This is a genomic window from Streptomyces sp. SN-593 (assembly GCF_016756395.1).
GTDB classification, from domain to species: domain Bacteria; phylum Actinomycetota; class Actinomycetes; order Streptomycetales; family Streptomycetaceae; genus Actinacidiphila; species Actinacidiphila reveromycinica.
Window position 1 is genome coordinate 8251736 of sequence record NZ_AP018365.1, and the last position, 17364, is coordinate 8269099.

At 72.0% G+C, this 17364-nt stretch carries 16 protein-coding genes and 1 pseudogene; 11 read left to right on the plus strand and 6 right to left on the minus strand.

Translation table 11 applies throughout. The features are described 5' to 3' along the window. Nucleotides 1–16: 16 nt before the first annotated feature. The 10 genes from RVR_RS34780 to RVR_RS34825 all read left to right on the plus strand — a co-directional run bounded on the left by RVR_RS34780 (nucleotide 17) and on the right by RVR_RS34825 (nucleotide 11786). Nucleotides 17–931 (plus strand): LLM class flavin-dependent oxidoreductase, encoded by a 915-nt coding sequence (locus tag RVR_RS34780; protein WP_202237900.1) that lies wholly within the window; start codon nucleotides 17–19, stop codon nucleotides 929–931. Between the two features lie 115 nt (nucleotides 932–1046). Continuing rightward, nucleotides 1047–2192 carry an acyl-CoA dehydrogenase family protein gene (locus RVR_RS34785; protein ID WP_202237901.1) on the plus strand — a complete coding sequence of 382 codons (1146 nt, stop codon included), beginning with the start codon at nucleotides 1047–1049 and terminating at the stop codon, nucleotides 2190–2192. Between the two features lie 51 nt (nucleotides 2193–2243). Beyond that, on the plus strand, nucleotides 2244–3332 hold the full coding sequence (locus RVR_RS34790) for an LLM class flavin-dependent oxidoreductase (RefSeq protein ID WP_202237902.1): 1089 nt from the start codon (nucleotides 2244–2246) through the stop codon (nucleotides 3330–3332). Next, nucleotides 3329–4204, plus strand: coding sequence for an NADPH-dependent oxidoreductase (locus tag RVR_RS34795; protein ID WP_202237903.1), 876 nt, complete (start codon nucleotides 3329–3331; stop codon nucleotides 4202–4204). The genes RVR_RS34790 and RVR_RS34795 overlap by 4 nt, the downstream gene beginning before the upstream one ends. Nucleotides 4205–4261: 57 nt before the next feature. After that, on the plus strand, nucleotides 4262–5623 hold the full coding sequence (locus RVR_RS34800; protein WP_202237904.1) for an NtaA/DmoA family FMN-dependent monooxygenase: 1362 nt from the start codon (nucleotides 4262–4264) through the stop codon (nucleotides 5621–5623). A gap of 73 nt (nucleotides 5624–5696) precedes the next feature. Beyond that, nucleotides 5697–6932, plus strand: a complete 1236-nt coding sequence (locus RVR_RS34805) for an acyl-CoA dehydrogenase family protein (protein WP_202237905.1) — start codon at nucleotides 5697–5699, stop codon at nucleotides 6930–6932. Between the two features lie 27 nt (nucleotides 6933–6959). Then, entirely contained in the window at nucleotides 6960–7982 is a 1023-nt protein-coding gene (locus tag RVR_RS34810; protein WP_237405152.1) for an aldo/keto reductase, read from the plus strand. 83 nt (nucleotides 7983–8065) lie between these two features. Further along, complete coding sequence (locus RVR_RS34815) at nucleotides 8066–9103, plus strand: aldo/keto reductase (protein WP_202237906.1); 1038 nt, start codon at nucleotides 8066–8068, stop codon at nucleotides 9101–9103. A 241-nt stretch (nucleotides 9104–9344) separates the two neighbouring features. Further along, nucleotides 9345–10562, plus strand: coding sequence for an MFS transporter (locus RVR_RS34820; protein ID WP_202237907.1), 1218 nt, complete (start codon nucleotides 9345–9347; stop codon nucleotides 10560–10562). Between the two features lie 108 nt (nucleotides 10563–10670). Then, nucleotides 10671–11786 (plus strand): LLM class flavin-dependent oxidoreductase, encoded by a 1116-nt coding sequence (locus tag RVR_RS34825; RefSeq protein ID WP_202237908.1) that lies wholly within the window; start codon nucleotides 10671–10673, stop codon nucleotides 11784–11786. A gap of 161 nt (nucleotides 11787–11947) precedes the next feature. Here RVR_RS34825 and RVR_RS34830 read toward each other — a convergent pair whose 3' ends face one another. The 6 genes and pseudogenes from RVR_RS34830 to RVR_RS34845 form a co-directional block, all read right to left on the minus strand. After that, nucleotides 11948–13405, minus strand: a complete 1458-nt coding sequence (locus RVR_RS34830; RefSeq protein WP_202237909.1) for an NAD(P)-binding domain-containing protein — start codon at nucleotides 13403–13405, stop codon at nucleotides 11948–11950. A 322-nt stretch (nucleotides 13406–13727) separates the two neighbouring features. Next, entirely contained in the window at nucleotides 13728–14282 is a 555-nt protein-coding gene (gene ssuE / locus RVR_RS34835) for an NADPH-dependent FMN reductase (RefSeq protein WP_202237910.1), read from the minus strand. A gap of 202 nt (nucleotides 14283–14484) precedes the next feature. Next, a complete protein-coding gene (locus tag RVR_RS39270) occupies nucleotides 14485–14574 on the minus strand; it encodes a putative leader peptide (protein ID WP_351891410.1) in 90 nt (29 codons plus the stop codon). Nucleotides 14575–15324: 750 nt separating this feature from the next. Further along, on the minus strand, nucleotides 15325–15648 hold the full coding sequence (locus tag RVR_RS34840; RefSeq protein ID WP_346731498.1) for a DUF4265 domain-containing protein: 324 nt from the start codon (nucleotides 15646–15648) through the stop codon (nucleotides 15325–15327). Next, nucleotides 15623–15748 (minus strand): annotated as a pseudogene (locus RVR_RS39010) (DUF4265 domain-containing protein); the annotation flags it as partial. The pseudogene RVR_RS39010 and the gene RVR_RS34840, both read right to left, overlap by 26 nt. 1 nt (nucleotide 15749) lies before the next feature. After that, nucleotides 15750–16355 (minus strand): DUF6461 domain-containing protein, encoded by a 606-nt coding sequence (locus tag RVR_RS34845; RefSeq protein ID WP_202237911.1) that lies wholly within the window; start codon nucleotides 16353–16355, stop codon nucleotides 15750–15752. A gap of 460 nt (nucleotides 16356–16815) precedes the next feature. Here RVR_RS34845 and RVR_RS34850 point away from each other — a divergent pair, with 460 nt between their 5' ends. Beyond that, nucleotides 16816–17154 (plus strand): cyclic-phosphate processing receiver domain-containing protein, encoded by a 339-nt coding sequence (locus RVR_RS34850; protein ID WP_202237912.1) that lies wholly within the window; start codon nucleotides 16816–16818, stop codon nucleotides 17152–17154. Nucleotides 17155–17364: the final 210 nt, after the last annotated feature.

Genomic DNA, 17364 nt, shown 5'->3' on the forward strand with positions numbered 1-17364 from the left:
CAGGAGAGAACACCTGATGAGCATCGTCATCGTCGGTCTCGCGATCGGCAGCACCATCCCGCTCCCGGAGGCCGCCGACATCACGAAGGCCGCCGCGGACGCCGGGGTCACCGCGATCCGCGTCCAGGACGGCGCGCCGGGCCGGACCCTGGACGCCTCCGTCGTCGCCTCGTACCTGGCCGGTACGAAGACCGCGCCGGGGCCGGGCCCCGGGTGGATCCTGGAGGCGTCGACGAACGGCAACGCGCCGACGAACCTCGCGCGCCGCGCGAACTCGCTCGACCGGGCCACCGGCGGGCGTGCGGCGCTCGCCCTGCGCGCCGGCGACGGCGACGAGGTCAGCGACCCGGTCGCCCCGCGGCCGGGCGGGGACCGGTCGGCTCGCTGGGACGAGTACGCCCGGATACTCAAGGGCCTGTGGACGTCCTTCCCGGCCGCCGCGCTCGTCGGCGACCAGGACGGCGAGGTCTTCGCCGAGCACACCCTCATCAGGCCGATCGACTTCGAGGGCGACTACTACCGGGTGGCCGGGCCGCTGGACGGCCCCGCCTCGCCCCAGGGCGGCCCGCTGCTCGTCGCGGACGATCCGGACATCCTCGGATGGGACGTCGTCGCCCGCAGCGCCGACGTGGTCGTCGTCGACCCCGAGGCGGCGCCGACGGCCGGCGCCGACCTGTCCGCCGCGCTGGCGCGGGCGGGCCGGCCGCGCCAGGACGTCGCGCTGCTGGTCCGCGTCGATGCGGCCGGGCCGCGGGCGGTGACGGCCGACCTGTCGGCCTTCGTGGCCGAACACGAGCTGGACGGCGTCGAGTTCACACCCGCGGGCGGCAAGGACGACGTGCTCGCCCTGATCACCGGTGTCGTGCCGACGCTCGCCCCGAGCACCGGCGAGACCCTGCGCGGCGCCTTCTCGCTGCCGCATCCGGCCTGACCGGTCCACGGATCGCCTGCGGCGGCCGCCGGCCGCCCGAGGCGCCGCGACCCGCACCACCACGATCCCCACCCGTCCGACGAGGACCCGACGCACAGTTCAGGAGGTGCGACTGATGCCGGCCCGAGCAGCCACCGCGGCCACGAGCGCCACCGCGGCCCAGAGCGCCGCCGCGGCGGTCGACGCCGCCGACGGGCAGCCGCTGGTGGCGCGCACGAAGGAGTACGCCCTGGAGCAGCTTGCCCCCGCGGCGCTCCGGACCGACCGCGAGCGCGTCTCACGGGAGACCGTCGAAGACCTCCGCGGCCTGGGGCTGCTCAACCACCTGGCGCCGCCGCGGTTCGGCGGCGCCGGCCTCGACCGCTACGCCGACCGCCGGCTGCACGAGGTGCTCGCCTACGCCGACCTCAACGTCTGGCTCGTCTGGGCCCAGCACGCCCCGACCGTCGCGCGGATCGCGGGCACGCCGCGTTCCGCGGCCGGCGGCACCCACCCCCTGGTCGAACCCGTGCTGCGGGGCACGATGCTGATCGGCGCGGCACTCAGCGACGTGCGCCGCTATCCGACCGGCAACCTGACCGCGCGGCGCTCCCGCGACGGATGGGTCTTCAACGGCACGGTCTCGTGGCTGAGCGGTTGGGGCCTCAACGAGGCCGTGGCCCTGGCCGCGGTGGACCCGGAGTCCGAAGACGTCGTCCTGGCCCTCATACCGGTCGACGAGCACTTCCGCGCGACGCCGCTGGCGCTCCAGGCGGTGTCAGGAAGCCGCACCGAGCGTGTCGGCGTCCTCGACGCGGTCGTCCCGGACGCCTACGTGCTTGCCGTGAGGCCCCTGGCCGACTGGCGGCACGACGACATCTCGACCGCGGGCAACGCCGGCCCGCAGTTCTTCGGGCTCGGTCGGCGCATCCTCGACGAGATCGCCGACGAACCGCACGGTACCGGCGTCGCCGACGCCTGGCGGCCTTACCTGCGGGGCCTGCGGGCCCGGGTCTACGAGCTGGCGGACGCCGTGCTCGACGGCGGCGATCCCGACGCGTCGCTCCCGGAGCGGCTCTCGCTCAAGGTCCGCGCCCGCGAGGCTCTGACCACGCTCAGCCGCGCACTCGTGGTGGCCCGCGCAGGCCGGGGACTGGTCGCGGACGACACCGCGCAACTGCACGCCCGCTCCGCCTTGTTCCTCCAGGTACAGGGCCAGACCAGGACCGAGCGCGCCGCGCAGCTCGACTCGGTCGCCGACAGCGTTCCACGGCTCCCCTGAGGAGTCACCCCGGCCAGTCCACCAGCAACCGGTACGAAACGGGACACCGACATGAGCTACCTGTGGTACATACCCAACCAGATCGAGCCCGGCCACCGGGGCGACGACACGAGCGAGCGCGAGGGCTGGGGCACACTCGACCACTCCACCGACCTGGCCCGCACCGCCGAGGACCACGGCTGGGAGGGCGCGCTGCTGGGCACCGGCTGGGGCCGCCCCGACACGTTCACGCTGGGCGCCGCGCTGGCCGCCCGCACCACGACCTTCAAACCGCTGATCGCGGTGCGGCCCGGCTACTGGCAGCCCGCGCACTTCGCGAGCTCCGCCGCCACGCTCGACCACCTGAGCGGCGGGCGCGTGCTCGTCAACATCGTCAGCGGCCTCGACAACCTCGCGGCCTACGGCGACTACACCACCGACCCGGCCAACCGCTACGAGCGCACCCGGGAGTTCGTCCAGTTGGTCCGGCGCCTGTGGACAGAGGAGAACGTCACCTACAAGGGCGAGCACTTCGCCGTCGACGGCTCCACCGTGCTGCCGCACCCCTACGGCCACCCCGACCGGCACCCCACTCTCTACTTCGGCGGTGCGTCCGAGCCCGCCGAGCGGGTGTCCGCCGCCGAGGCGGACGTGCAACTGTTCTGGGGCGAGCCGCTGGAGGGCCTGGCCGGACGCATCGAGCGGCTGAAGAAGCTGGAGGCCAGGGCCGAGCACCGGCACAAGCCGCTGGAGTTCGGCCTGCGCATCACCACGCTCGTCCGCGACAGCACCGAGGAGGCGTGGCGCGACGCCGAGGCCAAGGTCGCCGGCATGGCCGAGAAGGCCGTGGACGGCCGTCCCGGCGATGCCGCCGTCGGCAACCGAGGGACCGCGGTGGGCCAGCGGCGTCTGCTCGAACTCGCCGAGCGCGGCGAGGTGCTCGACACCTGCCTCTACACCACGCCGGGCACGGTGGGCGGCGGCGGAGCGGGTACCACCTGGCTGGTCGGTTCGGCCGACGAGGTCGCGCAGGCACTCCAGCGCTACCGCGAGCTCGGCATCTCCCACTTCATCCTGTCGGACACGCCCTACAAGCAGGAGATCATCCGCCTCGGCGACGAACTGCTGCCCAGGCTCCGCGCACAGGAGAGCACCCGATGAGCGCCGGCCCCGCCCCGATCCTCCTCCCGGAAGCGACCCCGAGCGCCATGATCCGCACCGATGCCGCGACGACCAGTGCGGCAGGTATCCGCTACGGCGACCCCGACGTCGTCCTCCGCGCGACGTCGCCGGTCATCGAGCACCAGCTCCGGCACCGCTCGGTGCGCGAGTTCCTGCCGACGCCCGTCACCGAGGAGGAACTGCGGGCCGTCGTGGCGGCGGCGTCGTCCGCGTCGACGTCCTCGAACCTCCAGGCATGGAGCGTCATCGCGGTGACCGACCCCGAGCGCAAGCGGCGGCTGTCTCACCTGGCGGCGCGGCAGAAGTTCATCACCCAGGCGCCGTTGTTCCTGGTATGGGTGGCCGACCTCGACCGCCACCACCGCTTGGCGGAGCGCAACGGCAGGCCGCTGGACGCCACGGTCTACCTGGAATCCACGCTGCTGGGCGTCATCGACACCGCGCTGGCCGCCCAGAACGCGGTCGTGGCGCTGGAATCACTCGGCCTGGGGTCGGTCTTCGTGGGCGCGGTGCGCAACCACCCCGCGCAGTTCGCCGTCGAACTGGGCCTGCCGCCGCACAGCGTGGCCGTCTTCGGGCTCGCGGTCGGGCACCCCGACCCCGCCGAGGACGCCGACGTCAAACCCCGCCTGCCGCAGAGCGCCGTACTGCACCGCGAGACCTACGACGCCGGCCGGGCCGACACCGACCTGCCGGCGTACGACGAGCGCCTGGCCGCCTACAACCGGGCGCACGGACTCACCGGCGCGTGGACGGAACGCATCCTGCGCCGGCTCGCCGGTGCCGCCGACCTGGCCGGACGCGACACGCTGCGCGACAGCCTCGAACGCCGCGGCCTGCCCTCCCGCTGAACCACCGTCCCGGGCCCCTCGTCCCCCCGTTCCCGGGCCAACCATCCGGAGCCTTCCATGAGCAGCGACCAGTTCCACCTCAACTTCTCCCTGATGTCGCCCGGCCACTACCGCGCCGCCTGGCGGCTGGCCGACGCCGACCCGTACGCCTACCTGGACGTCGACCACTACGTGCACCTGGCGAAGATCGCCGAAGCGGCCGGCATCGACGCCTTGTTCCAGGGGGACAGCCCCGCGCTCGGGCCCGACGTCGCCACCGGAACCTCCGGCGGCCTCGACGGGTTCACCCTGCTGGCGGTGATCGCCGGCGCCACCGAGCGGATCGGCCTGCTGCCGACCGTCTCGACGACCTACAGCACGCCCTACAGCCTGGCCCGGCGCTTCCAGACCCTCGACCACCTCACCAGGGGCCGCGCCGCGCTCAACGTGGTGACCACCGGCAACCCGGCGGCAGCCGCGAACTTCGGGGCGTCCGCCCACCCCGACCGCGACGTCCGCTACCGCCGCGCGCACGAGTTCCTCGACGTCATCACGCGGCTGTGGGAGTCGTGGGAACCCGACGCGATCGTCGCGGACAAGGCCACCGGCCAGTTCGGCGACCGCAGCCGCATCCACGCCATCGACCACCACGGCGAGTTCTTCGACGTCGCCGGCCCGCTGCCGGTGCCCACCTCGCCGCAGGTCCGCCCCGTCGTCTCCCAGGCGGGTGAGACGCCGGCCGGCCTGGAACTCGCCGCCGAGTACGCCGACGTGGTGTTCGCCGCCGGCCACACCGTCGCCAAGGCCAGGGCCTCGCGTGACGACGTCCGCGCACGCGCGCGGGCACACGGCCGCGACGCCGACGCCGTCAAGTACTCGCTCGGCCTCATCGTGCTGGTGGGTACCGATCAGGAGGACGCCGAGCGCCGGCACGACGAACTCGACGCCACGCTGCCCCCGATCGAGTACCTCGTCTCGGCGGTGCTGTCCTCGCTCGGCCTGCCGGCCGACGCGTTCGGCCCCGACGACGTGATCCGGCTGGAGGACGTGCCGGCCGAGCCGAACCTCAGGGCCTTCTCGGTCGGCACGTACAACAACGCGCGCGCGGTGCTGGCCGAGGGCCCGCGCACGCTGCGCGAACTGGTGGCCCACACCGCGGGCATCGGGACCCACCGGTTGCTCGTCGGTTCGCCCGAGCACATCGCCGACGACCTGGAGTCGTGGTGGCGCCAAGGAGCCGCCGACGGCTTCACGGTGATGTTCGCCGACACGCGCGTCGACCTCGAACGCTTCGCCACCCTCGTGGTGCCGATCCTCAAGGAGCGCGGCCTGTTCCACCGGGAGTACCCGCAAGGCACCCTGCGCGACCGTCTCGGCCTGCCGGTGCCCGCCGCCCGTTCGGCCGGCCGCCGCCCCGTCGCGAGTCCGGCCGGCAGGTGACCGCGATCCACGACGGTCATCCGCCCCCCGGGCCGCTCGACGAAGCCCGTTGCACACCCCTCGGAAGGCTCTCATGACTCTGGATGTGGCAGACGCCGTGCCGGAAAGCCCGTCGACTCCCGCCGAGCCGCTGACCATCCCCCGGCTGCGTCCCGCGATCGCGCCGATCCTCGCGCGACTGGCCGCCTCCGCCGCGCGGCGCGAGGAGACACGCGAACACCCCTTCGACGACGTACGCGCCCTGGCACGCGCGGGCGCCGCCCTGGCCGTGGTGCCGCGTGAGGAGGGCGGCGCGGGAGGCTCGCTGCGCGACGCCGTGGAGGTCGTCATCGAGATCGCGCGCGCCGACTCCAACGTCGCCCAGGCGCTGCGCGGCACGTTCATGGCCGCGTGGGCCGTGGTGTCCCGGCCGGACGCCCCCCACCGCGACGAGACACTGGGACGGCTGCGGCGCGGACACATCCTCGCCGGCACCGGAAACGAGCGGAGCGGCGGCGCCAGCGGTTCGGTGAACACCACCGCCGTGCGCAGCGGCGACCACTGGGTGCTGAACGGCGAGAAGTACTACTCCACCGGCGGGCTGTACGCCGACTGGTTCGGCGGCACGGCGAGGACCCCCGAGGGAGCCGTCCTGCGCTTCACGGTGCCGGTCGACCGCGAGGGCGTCCAACGCCTCGACGACTTCGACGCGGTCGGCCAGCGGCTCACCGCCAGCGGCACCACCCGCCTGACCGACGTCCTCGTCGGCGACGACGAGGCGATCCTCACCGACGGGAACGCCCCGGTCGCCGACAACCCGTGGCAGGGCAGCTACCCCCAACTGCACCTCGCGGCGATCGAGGCGGGCATCGCCGCCCGGGTCCTGGACGACGCGCTGTGGTGGGTGCGGGAGAAGGCCCGGCCCATCAAGCACAGTTCGGCCGACCGGAGCGTCGACGACCCGTACATCCGGCGCCGCGTCGGCGAGATGGCGGCGCATGCCCGTGCGGCGCGCTCGGCCGTCGTGCTCGCCGCGGAGGAACTCGACGAGGTGCGCGGCCTGCACGGCGAGGAAGCACACCGCGCCGGTGCCCGCGCCGCGGCCGCCGTCGCGGAGGCCGCGGTCGTCGCCGTCGACGCGGCGCTCTCGGCCGCGCCGCTGCTCTTCGACGTGGGGGGCGGCACCCTCACGGACCGCGAGTGGGGCTACGACCGCCACTGGCGGAACGCCCGCGTCGTCGCCAACCACAACCCCCGCGACTGGAAACTCGCCGTCGCCGGCGCCTACCGGCTCGGCGCCGCCGAACCCCCCACCACCGGCCTCTTCTGAACGCCCCCGAAAGGAACCGCGATACCCATGTCCATCGGGCTGACCCGCCACCTCGGCCGCACCGGCGTCCGCGTCACACCGCTCACCCTCGGCACCATGAACTTCGGTCGCTACGCCGAGGAGAAGGAGAGCCTGGAGATCATCGGCGCCGCGCTCGACGCGGGGATCACCGTCGTCGACACCGCCGACGTCTACGGCCACGGCAGCAGCGAGGAGATCGTCGGCAAGGCCATCCGGCACCGCCGAGACGACGTCTTCCTGGCCACGAAGTTCCACGGCCAGGTCGGTGACAACCCCCAGCACGCCGGCAACAGCCGCCGCTGGATCGTCCGGGCCGTCGAGAACAGCCTGCGCCGCCTCGGCACCGACCACCTCGACCTCTACCAGGTGCACCGGCCCGACGAGCACACCGACCTGCTGGAGACCCTCCGCACCCTCGACGACCTGATCCGGCAGGGCAAGGTCCGCTACTACGGCACCTCGGTCTTCCCGGCCCACCAGAAGGTCGAAGCGCACTGGCTGGCCGAGAAGCACGGCCTCACCGCCCCGCACACCGAGCAGGTGCCGTACTCGCTCCTCGTCCGCGGGGTCGAGCGCGAGGTCTTCCCCACCGCCCGGAAGTACGGCGAGGGCGTCCTCTCCTACGGCCCGCTGGCCGCCGGCTGGCTGTCGGGCACGTACCGCCTCGGCGGGGAGCAGCCCCGGTCGGCCCGCGCCGAGCTGATCCCGGGCCGCTTCGACATCTCCCTCGCGCACAACCGGCGCAAGCTCGCCGCCGCCGACGCGCTCGCCGGACTGGCCGAGGACAACGGGCTGACGCTGCCCGAGCTGGCGGTCGCCTTCGCCCTCAACCATCCGGCGGTCAGCAGCGTGATCATCGGGCCGCGCACCCACGCCCACCTGGAGGCCTACCTCAAGGCGGCCACGGTCGAGTTGAGCCCGGAGATCCTGGACGCCGTCGACGAGATCGTCCAACCCGGCACCCAGTTCCTGGAACGCGACACCGGTCGCGACACCCCCTCGCTGCTGCCGGCCGCGCTGCGCCGCTGAGCGCTCCCGCCCATCCCCGCACGCGAGCCCCGACCGGATCCGGCAGAACCGACAAGCCCGACACGCAACGTACGGAGTACCCGATGAGTGAGCAGTACCCGAACTACGAGGACGTCTTCAAGGCGGCCGACGACCGCTACGCGTCCCTGCCCTACCGCCGCACCGGCCGGTCCGGACTCGACCTGCCGGCCCTCTCCCTGGGCCTGTGGCAGAAGTTCGGCGCCGACTACGCCTACGACACCCAGCGCGACATCATCCTGCACGCCTTCGACCTGGGCATCTCCCACATCGACAACGCCAACCGCTACGGCCCGCCGCACCGCGCCGCCGAGCGGACCCTCGGCCGCCTCCTGCGCCGGGAGCTGGCCCCCTACCGCCACGAGCTGGTCCTGTCCAGCAAGGCCGGCGGCGTCTTCGGGCCCAACCCGAACCTCCGCGGCGGCAGCCGCAAGGCGCTGCTGTCCTCGCTGGAGCTGAGCCTGCGCGACCTCGGCACCGACTACGTCGACATCTTCTACCACCACACCCCCGACGAGACGACGCCGCTGGAGGAGACCGCGGGCGCGCTCGCCACCGCCGTCAAGGCGGGCAAGGCGCTGTACGTCGGCATCTCCAACTACCGGCCCGACCGCGCCGAGGCCATCGCCCGGCTGCTTCGGGCCGAGGGCGTGCCGCTGCTCATCCACCAGCCGCGCTACTCCCTGTACGACCGCAGCATCGACCGGAACGGCCTCGCCGACCTGGCCGTCGAGGAGGGCTTCGGCCTCATCGTCTACTCGCCGCTGGCCCAGGGACTGCTCACCGACAAGTACCTGGAGAGCATCCCGGACGGCGCCCGCGCCCAGAACAGCGACTTCCTCAAGCCCGACCAGATCGACGAGACCTACCGCAGCCGCACGGCGCAGTTGAACAAGCTCGCCGAGGGCCGCGGCCAGTCGCTCGCCCAACTCGCCCTGCAGTGGGTGCTGCGCAACCCCGCCGTGACCTCGGCGCTGATAGGAGTCAGCTCCAAGGAGCAGCTCGACCACAACCTGGAGGCGCTGAACGGGCCGGAGTTCACCGACGAGGAACTCGCCGTCATCGACGAGTACGGCGTGCACGGAACCGGCCAGCGGAGCTGACGCCGCGGGGAACCCAGCCGAACCCGGGTGCTCCGGATCGTCCGCACGGGCGGTTCGGGGCTCCCCGGTCCCGGGCACCCGCAGGTCCGTACCCGACGCTCCGGTGAGCGCTTCCGCCATCCGTCCAGAACAGTCGAGGCACTCCAGAACAGGTCGAGGCACGATGAAACCACCTGACCCGCCCCCGTCCGCCCCCCACGCAGGGGCCGGTCAGCCGCCTGCCGCGCGGACGACCGTGCGCGTGCCCCGCGAGGGGTGGCGGCGTGCCGGCCGTGCCGACGAGCCGGACGGCCGGCGGCTCGTGATCGTCTTCGCGATCACCCAGACCCTGGGCTACGGGTGCCTGTCGCAGGGCTTCTCGGTGCTCCTGATCCCGATGTCCCACGATCTGCACAGTTCGCGCACCGCCATCACCGTGGCCTCGACGATCTCCACGCTCGTCGGCGCCTTCGCGGCCTACCCGGTCGGCCGGGTCATGGACTTGTACGGTGGGCGGGCCCTGATGACCACCGGCTCCATGTGCGGCGTGACGGGCGTCTTCCTGTGGTCGTGGTCGACCGGACTGCCCGGGCTGTACGCGGCGTTCGTGCTCATCGGCCTGGCCCTGGCGATGTCGACGTACGACGCGGCGTTCGCCGTCGTGGTGGTCGCCACCGCGAAGGACCGCCGGGACGGCGCCATCGTGACCATCACCATGATCACGGGCTTCCTGACCAGCTTCTTCTATCCGCTCGTCGGGTGGCTGCAGGGCGGGCTCGGCTGGCGCACCACGCTCGACGTGCTGGCGGTCGTCATGATGCTCGTCGTCGTCCCCGCGCACCTGTGGGCCGTACCGGGACATGCCACCCACCGCAGCCGGATCGCCCGGCGCACCGGGTTCCGGTTGGGCGACGCGATCAGGACGGCGCGGTTCTGGCTGCTGCTCGTCTCGTTCGTCGCTCAGGCCGGCACCACGTCCGGCTTCCTGGTCATGATGGTGACCTACTTCCAGAACGTCGGCTTCGGCGCCCACACGGCCGCGACACTGCCGCTCGCGGTCGGGGTCCTCCAGCTCACCTCGCGCCTGGCGCTGGCACCCCTGTCGGCGCGGTTCGGCATGCTGCCCGTCACGACGTTCTCCTTCGCCGCGCAGGCGCTCGGGCTGCTCCTTCTGCCGCTTGCCGGTACGTCCGTCCTGCCCACGGTCCTGTGCATCATGGCCTTCGGACTCGGCTACGGGATCAGCGTGGTCGCCCGGCCGTCGGTCGTGGCCGGCACCTTCGGCGTCACGCGGTTCGCGAGCATCATGGCCGTGACGGCGGTGCCGATGGCACTCGCCCGTGCGGGGACACCGCTGGTCGCCGCGTGGTTGGAGGACTGGCGGTTCCTGGTCCTGCTGGGTTCGGTCACCGCTGTCGCGGCCGTCGCCCTCCTGCCGCTCGTGCGCTACCAGCACCGACCGGCCGAGGGCCCCGCGTGAGGCGGCCGACGGCGTCGACCTCCGAGCCCGCGTACGACCGCGGCCGGCGGCCGCGGGAGATACCACAGCCCGTGCCGCCTTCCCCCACCTTCGAACGGACAGTGATCCATGACATCTCCGACTGAGGCATCGGCCGGCACGGCGGGCACCGGACCGGTGCCCGCGGCCGTGACCGCGGACGCGGGCGCGGAGGGGGCCGGAGCGGCGGCCGGCCGCCCCTTCAGGCTCGGCTTCCTGCTCCACCTCGACTCCGACCTCACCCCCGCCGCGGCGTACCGCCAGGCCGTCGACCTGTTCGTCGACGCCGAACGACTCGGGTACGACTCCGGCTGGGTCATCCACCGCCACTTCCGTCAGGGGAACGAGCACGTCTCCGCCCCGCTCGTTCTCCTGGCCGCGATCGCCGAGCACACCACCCGGATCCGGCTCGGCACCGGCGTGCTCGTCCTGCCGCTCGCGGACCCCTTGACCGTCGCGGAGGACGCCGCCGTGGTCGACGAACTCAGCGGCGGGCGGCTCGAACTCGGCGTCGGCTCAGGTCCGTTCCCGACCGCCTGGGAGGCATTCGGCCGCAGCCTCCAGGACCGGTACCGGCTCTTCGACGAGAGCGTGGCGAGACTTCACCGGATCCTCGAAGGGCATCCGGTCAACAGCGCCGGAGAGGTGCTGCACCCACCCGGTGCCGGTGTGCGGCGGCGGCTGTGGCAGGCGACCACGAGCGAGCCGACGCGGGCCCTCGGCGCGGCCGTCGCCGCCGCGAAGGCCGGCGACGGGTTGCAGCTCTCCCGGGCCGGCGACTGGCCCGGCCGGCAGAGCGCCCAGCAGCAGGCGGAGATCGCCGCCGCGTACCGCACGGCCGCCGCCGAGGCGGGGTGCGAGCCGCGCGTGCAGATCTCGCGCGCGGTCTATCCGCACCCCGACCGGGCCGCGGCGATCCGCGCCGTCACACCCGGCGTGCGCCGCTGGCAGTCATGGGCTCCCCAGCGCCGTGACGTCGCCGATCTCGGCGTCGAGGAGTACCTGGAGCGCGACCGGTCGCTGCTCGGGCCGTCGGAGGCCGTCGCGGAGTCCCTCGCCGCCGACCCGTCCCTCGCCGACGCCACCGATCTGCTCGTCAGTTTCGTCCCCGGCGTCCCCGACTACGGCGAGCACCTCCGCCTGCTCGCCGCCACCGCCCAGGAGGTCGCGCCGCTGCTCGGCTGGCGTCCCCTCCAGACCCCGTGAGCGGGCGTCCCCGCACCCCGTGCGCAGCGACGGCGGAGCGTGCGGGGACAGCTTGCCGCCGGATACGACGGACCCGCCGTCCGCCACGAACCGGCAGTGCCGGTCACCACGAACGGCTGTGACCGGCGCTGTCGCAAACAGACACGGTAGCGGGACAGCCCTCAGCCTTCGGTCACGGCTGCTCGCCGGAGGCGGTCGACGTAGAAGCGCAGGAACGGGTCCTCGGTGCTCTTCTCCGGCGCCCCTGCGGGAGCGGACACCGGCGGCAGCGTCGCGTCCTCGGCGAACAGCGCGGCACCGACGGCGTCGACGAGCCGCGGGACGCCGGTCGGCAGCGACTGCGTGTCGCCGACGGGTATGCCGAAGCTCATGGCGGCGCCGGCGGAGAACACGTGGATGCGGGTCACCCAGGGAGCCGTGCCCGGTTCGCGCTCCTGGAACTCGTAGCCGCTGCCCAGGTACGGCCAGCGGCCCAGGTCGGCGTTCTCCAGCCCGGCCGGCGGTCGGTAGCGGTGCTCCCAGAGGGCGATCTGATCGGCTACGGGCGCCAGTTCGGCCTGGGTGTGCGGGTCGTACTGGTAGCCCGTACCGGCGATCAGGAAGTCGAACCGGTACGTGCCGTCGTCGGCCTCCACCCGCACGCCGTCCTCGGTGGCGACGGCCTTGTGCCAACCGGCCGAGAGGTGCACCACGAAGCCGTCGAACGCGGTCGCCCGCCGGACGGACGCCAAGGTGCAACTGCGGCCCGCCCGAGCGGTGGTGGCCTTGAGCCTCCACCGATCGGCGTCCGGGCGCCGGTGGAAGTTCTCGCGCGCGCCGACGTTCGCCGGCCCCAGGGGGGAGTCGCCCTGAATGAGCAGCTTCTCGCGCCGGGTGAACAGGTGTACTTCGGCGGCGCCGTTCTCGAGCGCTGCGGCCGCGGCATCCAGCGCGGACGCGCCGGCGCCGATGACACCGAGCTTCCTGCCCGCGAGGCTTTCGAAATCGATGGGCTCGCCGGTGTGTGCGTACAACGCGCGCGGCAGACCGTCGAAAGCCTCAGGGAAGGAGAAACCGCCAGTGCCTTCGACGCCGTTCGCGAAAACCAGCCGGCGGGTGCTTTCGGTGCGGCGCTCCTCGGTGCCGTTCTCGTCGGTGACGGCGAGTTCCAGGGCGAGTCCGTGTTCCCCCGGTGCGACGCTCACCAGGCGGGTGCGGTGCCGTACCGGTACCCGCAGGGTGTCCCCGATCCAGTCGAGGTAGGCCGCCCACGCAAGGCGCGGGACGCGGTCGAGAGCGTCGTAGGCGGCCCGCCCGTGGCGTTCCTCGTACCAGGCGCGGAAGCTCAGTTCCGGGTGGCCGAACTCGGGCTCGGGCCAGATCTTCGGCGTACGCAGCGTGGGCATGCGCGCGACGGTCCGCCAGACACCGGTTGCGCCCGGGGGAGCGGCGTCGATCACGGAGACCCGGCCGATGCCGGCGCGCCGCAGGGCGAAGCCGACGCCCAGCCCGGCCTGTCCACCACCCACGACGACGACGTCGTGATCGGTGCCGGTCTCGCGCACCCAATTGACCGGGTCGGGCCCGAAGTGCCGCAGGAAACGGGCGCCGCGGGATTCTGGCGCGGTATCAGAAGTCATGTCGACGAGGTTTTCCAGTCGGAATGGAATTGCGGAGAGGATTTCATCGATGGGCGGATTTCTCGGCCGAAGCGACGAGTACCAGCACCAAGCCGACCCGGCCCTGCGGGCGGCGGCACCCGTGGTCGCCGCCGCCCGTGCGGTGCGTCCGGCATGCTCGCCGGCCGGCGGACCGGCGGACCGGCGGACCGGCGGACCGGCCGACCGGGCCCGGGGCAGGCCCGCGGGCCGGCGGTCCGGCGGTGAGCCGACGTCACTGACGCGGCGCCAGCTCCCCTGTCCGCGAGTGGTGGTTGCTGCCGGACCTGGAAGCTGTCCCCGATCAGGCGGCGGCGAGGCTGCGGTGACGGGCCGTCAGCGTCGCGGAGAAGGCGTCGGCGACCCGGTAGACCTCGCTGGCGGTGTCCTCCTGGACGGTGACGGTGCCGTCCGCCGCGACGGTGATGTGCTTGTCGACCACGAACCAGCCGGGCAGCACATGGTCGGCGCCCATGGAGTTGAGCACCGGCCGCAGGGCGTAGTCCACGGACAGGACGTGGGCGGGGCTGCCGCCGGTGGCCAGTGGCAGCACCGCCTTGCCGGCGAGGGCGTACTGGGGCAGCAGGTCCAGGAGGGTCTTGAGCAGACCGGAGTAGGCCGACTTGTAGATGGGTGTTCCTATCACCACGCCGTCGGCCTCTTCGAACAGCCGGGCCGCGGCCTGGATCGCGGGGTGCCCGGGGTCGGCGCCCAGGAGCGCCTCGGCGGGCAACGTGCGGACGTCGAGCGGGACCACGTGGTGACCCTGCCGGGTCAGGCGCGTGTCGAGGTGGCGCAGCAGGCGGCCGGTGCGCGAGGTCGGGGACGGGCTTCCCGAGACGGAGAGCACGGTGGGCATGGGAGCTCCTTCACAGCGGGCAGGGCGGCGGCCCACGCCGGAACGCCGGACGCGGGCTGCGGTGCCGTTCCGACCGAGGCGGCGGAAACGGGAGGTGGAGGTTGAGCGGGGGAGGATGGCCGGACCGATGGGAAGTCAGGAGGGCCGAGCAGCCGGACCTTGATGGAGGGTCACGGCGGGGGAACGCGCGAAGAAGGCCCGATCAGCGGGCGGCGCGGGGCGAACAGAGACCGCTGGACACGCGCACGAGGTCGACATGGCGTCGACGCGTGAGGTCCTTGCGCTGGTTCATGTACGGGATTCAATCAGGTGGGAGCCGATCGGTCGAGTAAGGCTCCGCCGTGATCTCGAACACGTTGCCGTCGACCAAGTGGCGGACCGCTCGGCCGGGACGGTCGGTTCCCATGCGAGCCGGCAGCAGAACGCCGTGTGCCAGATGACCCGCATGCCGATGGAGGAGGTCCCGGACGAGGAGCGGGACCACACGCCGGCGACCAACCTCAGCGCGACGTTCCACCTGTGCCCAGGGACCGGCCGTCGTCACCGCTTGGCCGGCCGGGAAACGTCCCGGCAGTTGCCGGACGGAGCGTCACACCTGAGTCGAACAGAAAGCGCCAGTTGACTATGGTGCCGCTGAGTCCTCTGTGACGGCGGCGGCGATCAGCGCCACGAGATTGTCCGTCCAGCAGTCCGACTCCTTGGTCGCCACATCGACTCCGCAGCCACCGCATACGAGGTTGGGGCCGTCCTGGCCGGCGGCTCCGCAGCAACCGGACAGACGCCGCGAATCGGGATGTCGTGCGGCTCCGGGAAGGTCACCCGGATGCAAGATCAACAGAGTTGCGTCAAAATTGACCTTGAAGGTCCCCGCAGCCATCCGAGGGGAGGCGATCGCGTGGACCGCCGACCGCTCCGGCCCTTGTAGTGCTTCCCCGGGCGCCACCTCGTTTGTCAGGGGCCGCCTGCACATGGCACAGCGGAAGATGGTCATCACGTACTCCTTCTCGTCTCGGCATCGTGTGAGATGAACTTCCCTCGGTAGTCACGTCTCCGCGGTGGCTCGCCACCTGGCAGTGACACCCCCCTCCTCCCAGTGCCACCAGCCTTCGGCCTCTCCGTGTTCCAGGAGCTTACGGATACGGGGCAGATCCGCGTCCGGTGGAACATCGAGAGCCACCATCCGGAACTGCTCGATTCCCTCGCCCGTTGTGCCCAGACGGTGGAACGTCTCCAGCACGGTCGGCCGGGCGGCAGCCGAGCCGCCGTCCTTCAGGACTACCAGCCCGGATGGTGCAGTTCTCCGAAGCCCGCACCGTCTCGCCGGCCCAGCGGACACCTTCGTCGTCGACCTCGACCCGGATGACATCGTCGCTGGCGATTCCGCGGGCGAACCAGGGGGTGGTGTCCAGACGCGCGGTTACGATGCCGAAATCACGGGCTCGGACGTGGGAGTGTGGCCGGAGAATGTCACCGAATCTGGACGGTGGCGCAGGCGAACGTCGTGTCCTGGAGCAGCGCCGGCGTGATGGCGACGTTTGTCAGGTGCTCCGCCAGAGCGAACGCCGCGAGTGAGGACAGATCCGTTTCCGGAGTCCCTTCATCGAGATGGAAGCCGATTCGCTCCATGACGTCGAGGACTTCGTCGGGCCCGGTGCCCCAGCGGTCCTCCGGGAACATGGGGTCGAAGCACAATCGCAGGACCTGGTCCTCCGCCCAGAGGAACGTGCCGACGCCGTTGATATTGACGAAGTGGGAGACCCAGTTCGTCCCCCCTGAGGCTGGCACTGCTCGTTCTTCGGTGACCCCGAGGTAGCCGTTGGGCTCGATCAGCAGTGTCCAGCCGCCCACGGTCGTCGTGGCGACCAACTGCCGATCCCCCTCCTCCGGGTCGTACTGAGTGAAGGCGGCGTCGACAACTGCGGAAATGCCCTGCAGGGGCGCCACCGGTCGTCCTTCGAGCCGGGACATCACCTCAGCAGGCGACAGCCCCCGCACCAGGGTGAAGCAATAGGCCCCGGCGATGTCTGGAAAGTCCTCTTCGAGCCACGCGTAGTCCGCTCCGGTCTTCGTCATGCCGCAAATCCTCGCCCCTGCGTCTGACAGCGGTCGGTGCCCGGTCTCCGACCGAGCGGGAAGCTGTCCGGGAAGCGGTCGTTCTTCGCTCAGTGAGGTTTTCTCAACGATGAGCCGGTGGTGTGGCAAGAGCGGTCTGCTGCGGGGGTGTTGACAGGCGTGAAGCCCCTGGTAGGAACGGAGTCGACCAAGATCCCGAACGCCAGAGGCTTCACGTGGTTCCCTATGCTGACGTGTTCGATTTCCCCCGTGAGGTAGTGGTGCACCTCGCCTGTCTGGTGGCAGACCGACGCCGGGACGTGCACACCCCGCAACGCTCCCGGGCTCTGACCCCGTTCCAGGGCGGCGTCGTTCTGGTGATCCGTCCGGTTTGATCACGTGGCGCCGAGGGTGGCGATTAGTCAGGTGGGTCTCCTAAGCCGTGGCAGTTGCGTATTCCCTCGTCTGGGACAGTGTTCGAGTGAACGAGGAACCAGCCGCGCCGATGCCCGTCATCCTCGGCATAGACGATCTGCGGCCGCTGCCCAGGGCAACCCGGATCGCCCGTACCAGCATCGAGGGCATTCAGCTCTTGCGGGAGCATCGCGACGGGTTCATCGACGAGCTTTGGCTCGATCACGATCTCGGCGGGGATGACAGCATCATGCCCGTGGTGACCCTCATGGAAGAAGCCGCCTTCAGTGGACGGCCGTTCGACATTGGGACGGTCTTCGTGCACAGCGCCAACCCGATCGGCGCCGAGGCCGTCGTCCGGGCCCTGACACGCTGGAATTACCACGTCCGACGTGCGACAGCGTAGCGCCGGGGTGGTCACCACACTCCCGAGTGTTCGGAGGAGCCCTCCCGTTTGATCACCTGATGTCGGGGGTGGTGGGTTCCGGGCGGTGCGGCCGACCCCGGGATGGCGGCGCCGCCCAGCGCAGCGCGGACAGGCTGCGCAACCACCCAACGAACCGGGGGAGGGCGGGGAAGCCGGCGGATCTCCGCGTCGGAGGGGAGGAACGGTACG

Excerpts from the sequence above, each read along its gene's own strand:
- RVR_RS34815 (WP_202237906.1), top strand. The coding sequence starts at position 8,066 with ATGAGTGAGCAGTACCCGAACTACGAGGACGTCTTCAAGGCGGCCGAC.
- RVR_RS34805 (WP_202237905.1), top strand. The coding sequence starts at position 5,697 with ATGACTCTGGATGTGGCAGACGCCGTGCCGGAAAGCCCGTCGACTCCC.
- RVR_RS34845 (WP_202237911.1), bottom strand. The coding sequence starts at position 16,355 with ATGACGAAGACCGGAGCGGACTACGCGTGGCTCGAAGAGGACTTTCCA.
- RVR_RS34800 (WP_202237904.1), top strand. The coding sequence starts at position 4,262 with ATGAGCAGCGACCAGTTCCACCTCAACTTCTCCCTGATGTCGCCCGGC.
- RVR_RS34825 (WP_202237908.1), top strand. The coding sequence starts at position 10,671 with ATGACATCTCCGACTGAGGCATCGGCCGGCACGGCGGGCACCGGACCG.
- ssuE (WP_202237910.1), bottom strand. The coding sequence starts at position 14,282 with ATGCCCACCGTGCTCTCCGTCTCGGGAAGCCCGTCCCCGACCTCGCGC.
- RVR_RS39270 (WP_351891410.1), bottom strand. The coding sequence starts at position 14,574 with ATGAACCAGCGCAAGGACCTCACGCGTCGACGCCATGTCGACCTCGTG.
- RVR_RS34830 (WP_202237909.1), bottom strand. The coding sequence starts at position 13,405 with ATGACTTCTGATACCGCGCCAGAATCCCGCGGCGCCCGTTTCCTGCGG.
- RVR_RS34785 (WP_202237901.1), top strand. The coding sequence starts at position 1,047 with ATGCCGGCCCGAGCAGCCACCGCGGCCACGAGCGCCACCGCGGCCCAG.
- RVR_RS34840 (WP_346731498.1), bottom strand. The coding sequence starts at position 15,648 with ATGTCATCCGGGTCGAGGTCGACGACGAAGGTGTCCGCTGGGCCGGCG.
- RVR_RS34780 (WP_202237900.1), top strand. The coding sequence starts at position 17 with ATGAGCATCGTCATCGTCGGTCTCGCGATCGGCAGCACCATCCCGCTC.
- RVR_RS34810 (WP_237405152.1), top strand. The coding sequence starts at position 6,960 with ATGTCCATCGGGCTGACCCGCCACCTCGGCCGCACCGGCGTCCGCGTC.
- RVR_RS34790 (WP_202237902.1), top strand. The coding sequence starts at position 2,244 with ATGAGCTACCTGTGGTACATACCCAACCAGATCGAGCCCGGCCACCGG.
- RVR_RS34795 (WP_202237903.1), top strand. The coding sequence starts at position 3,329 with ATGAGCGCCGGCCCCGCCCCGATCCTCCTCCCGGAAGCGACCCCGAGC.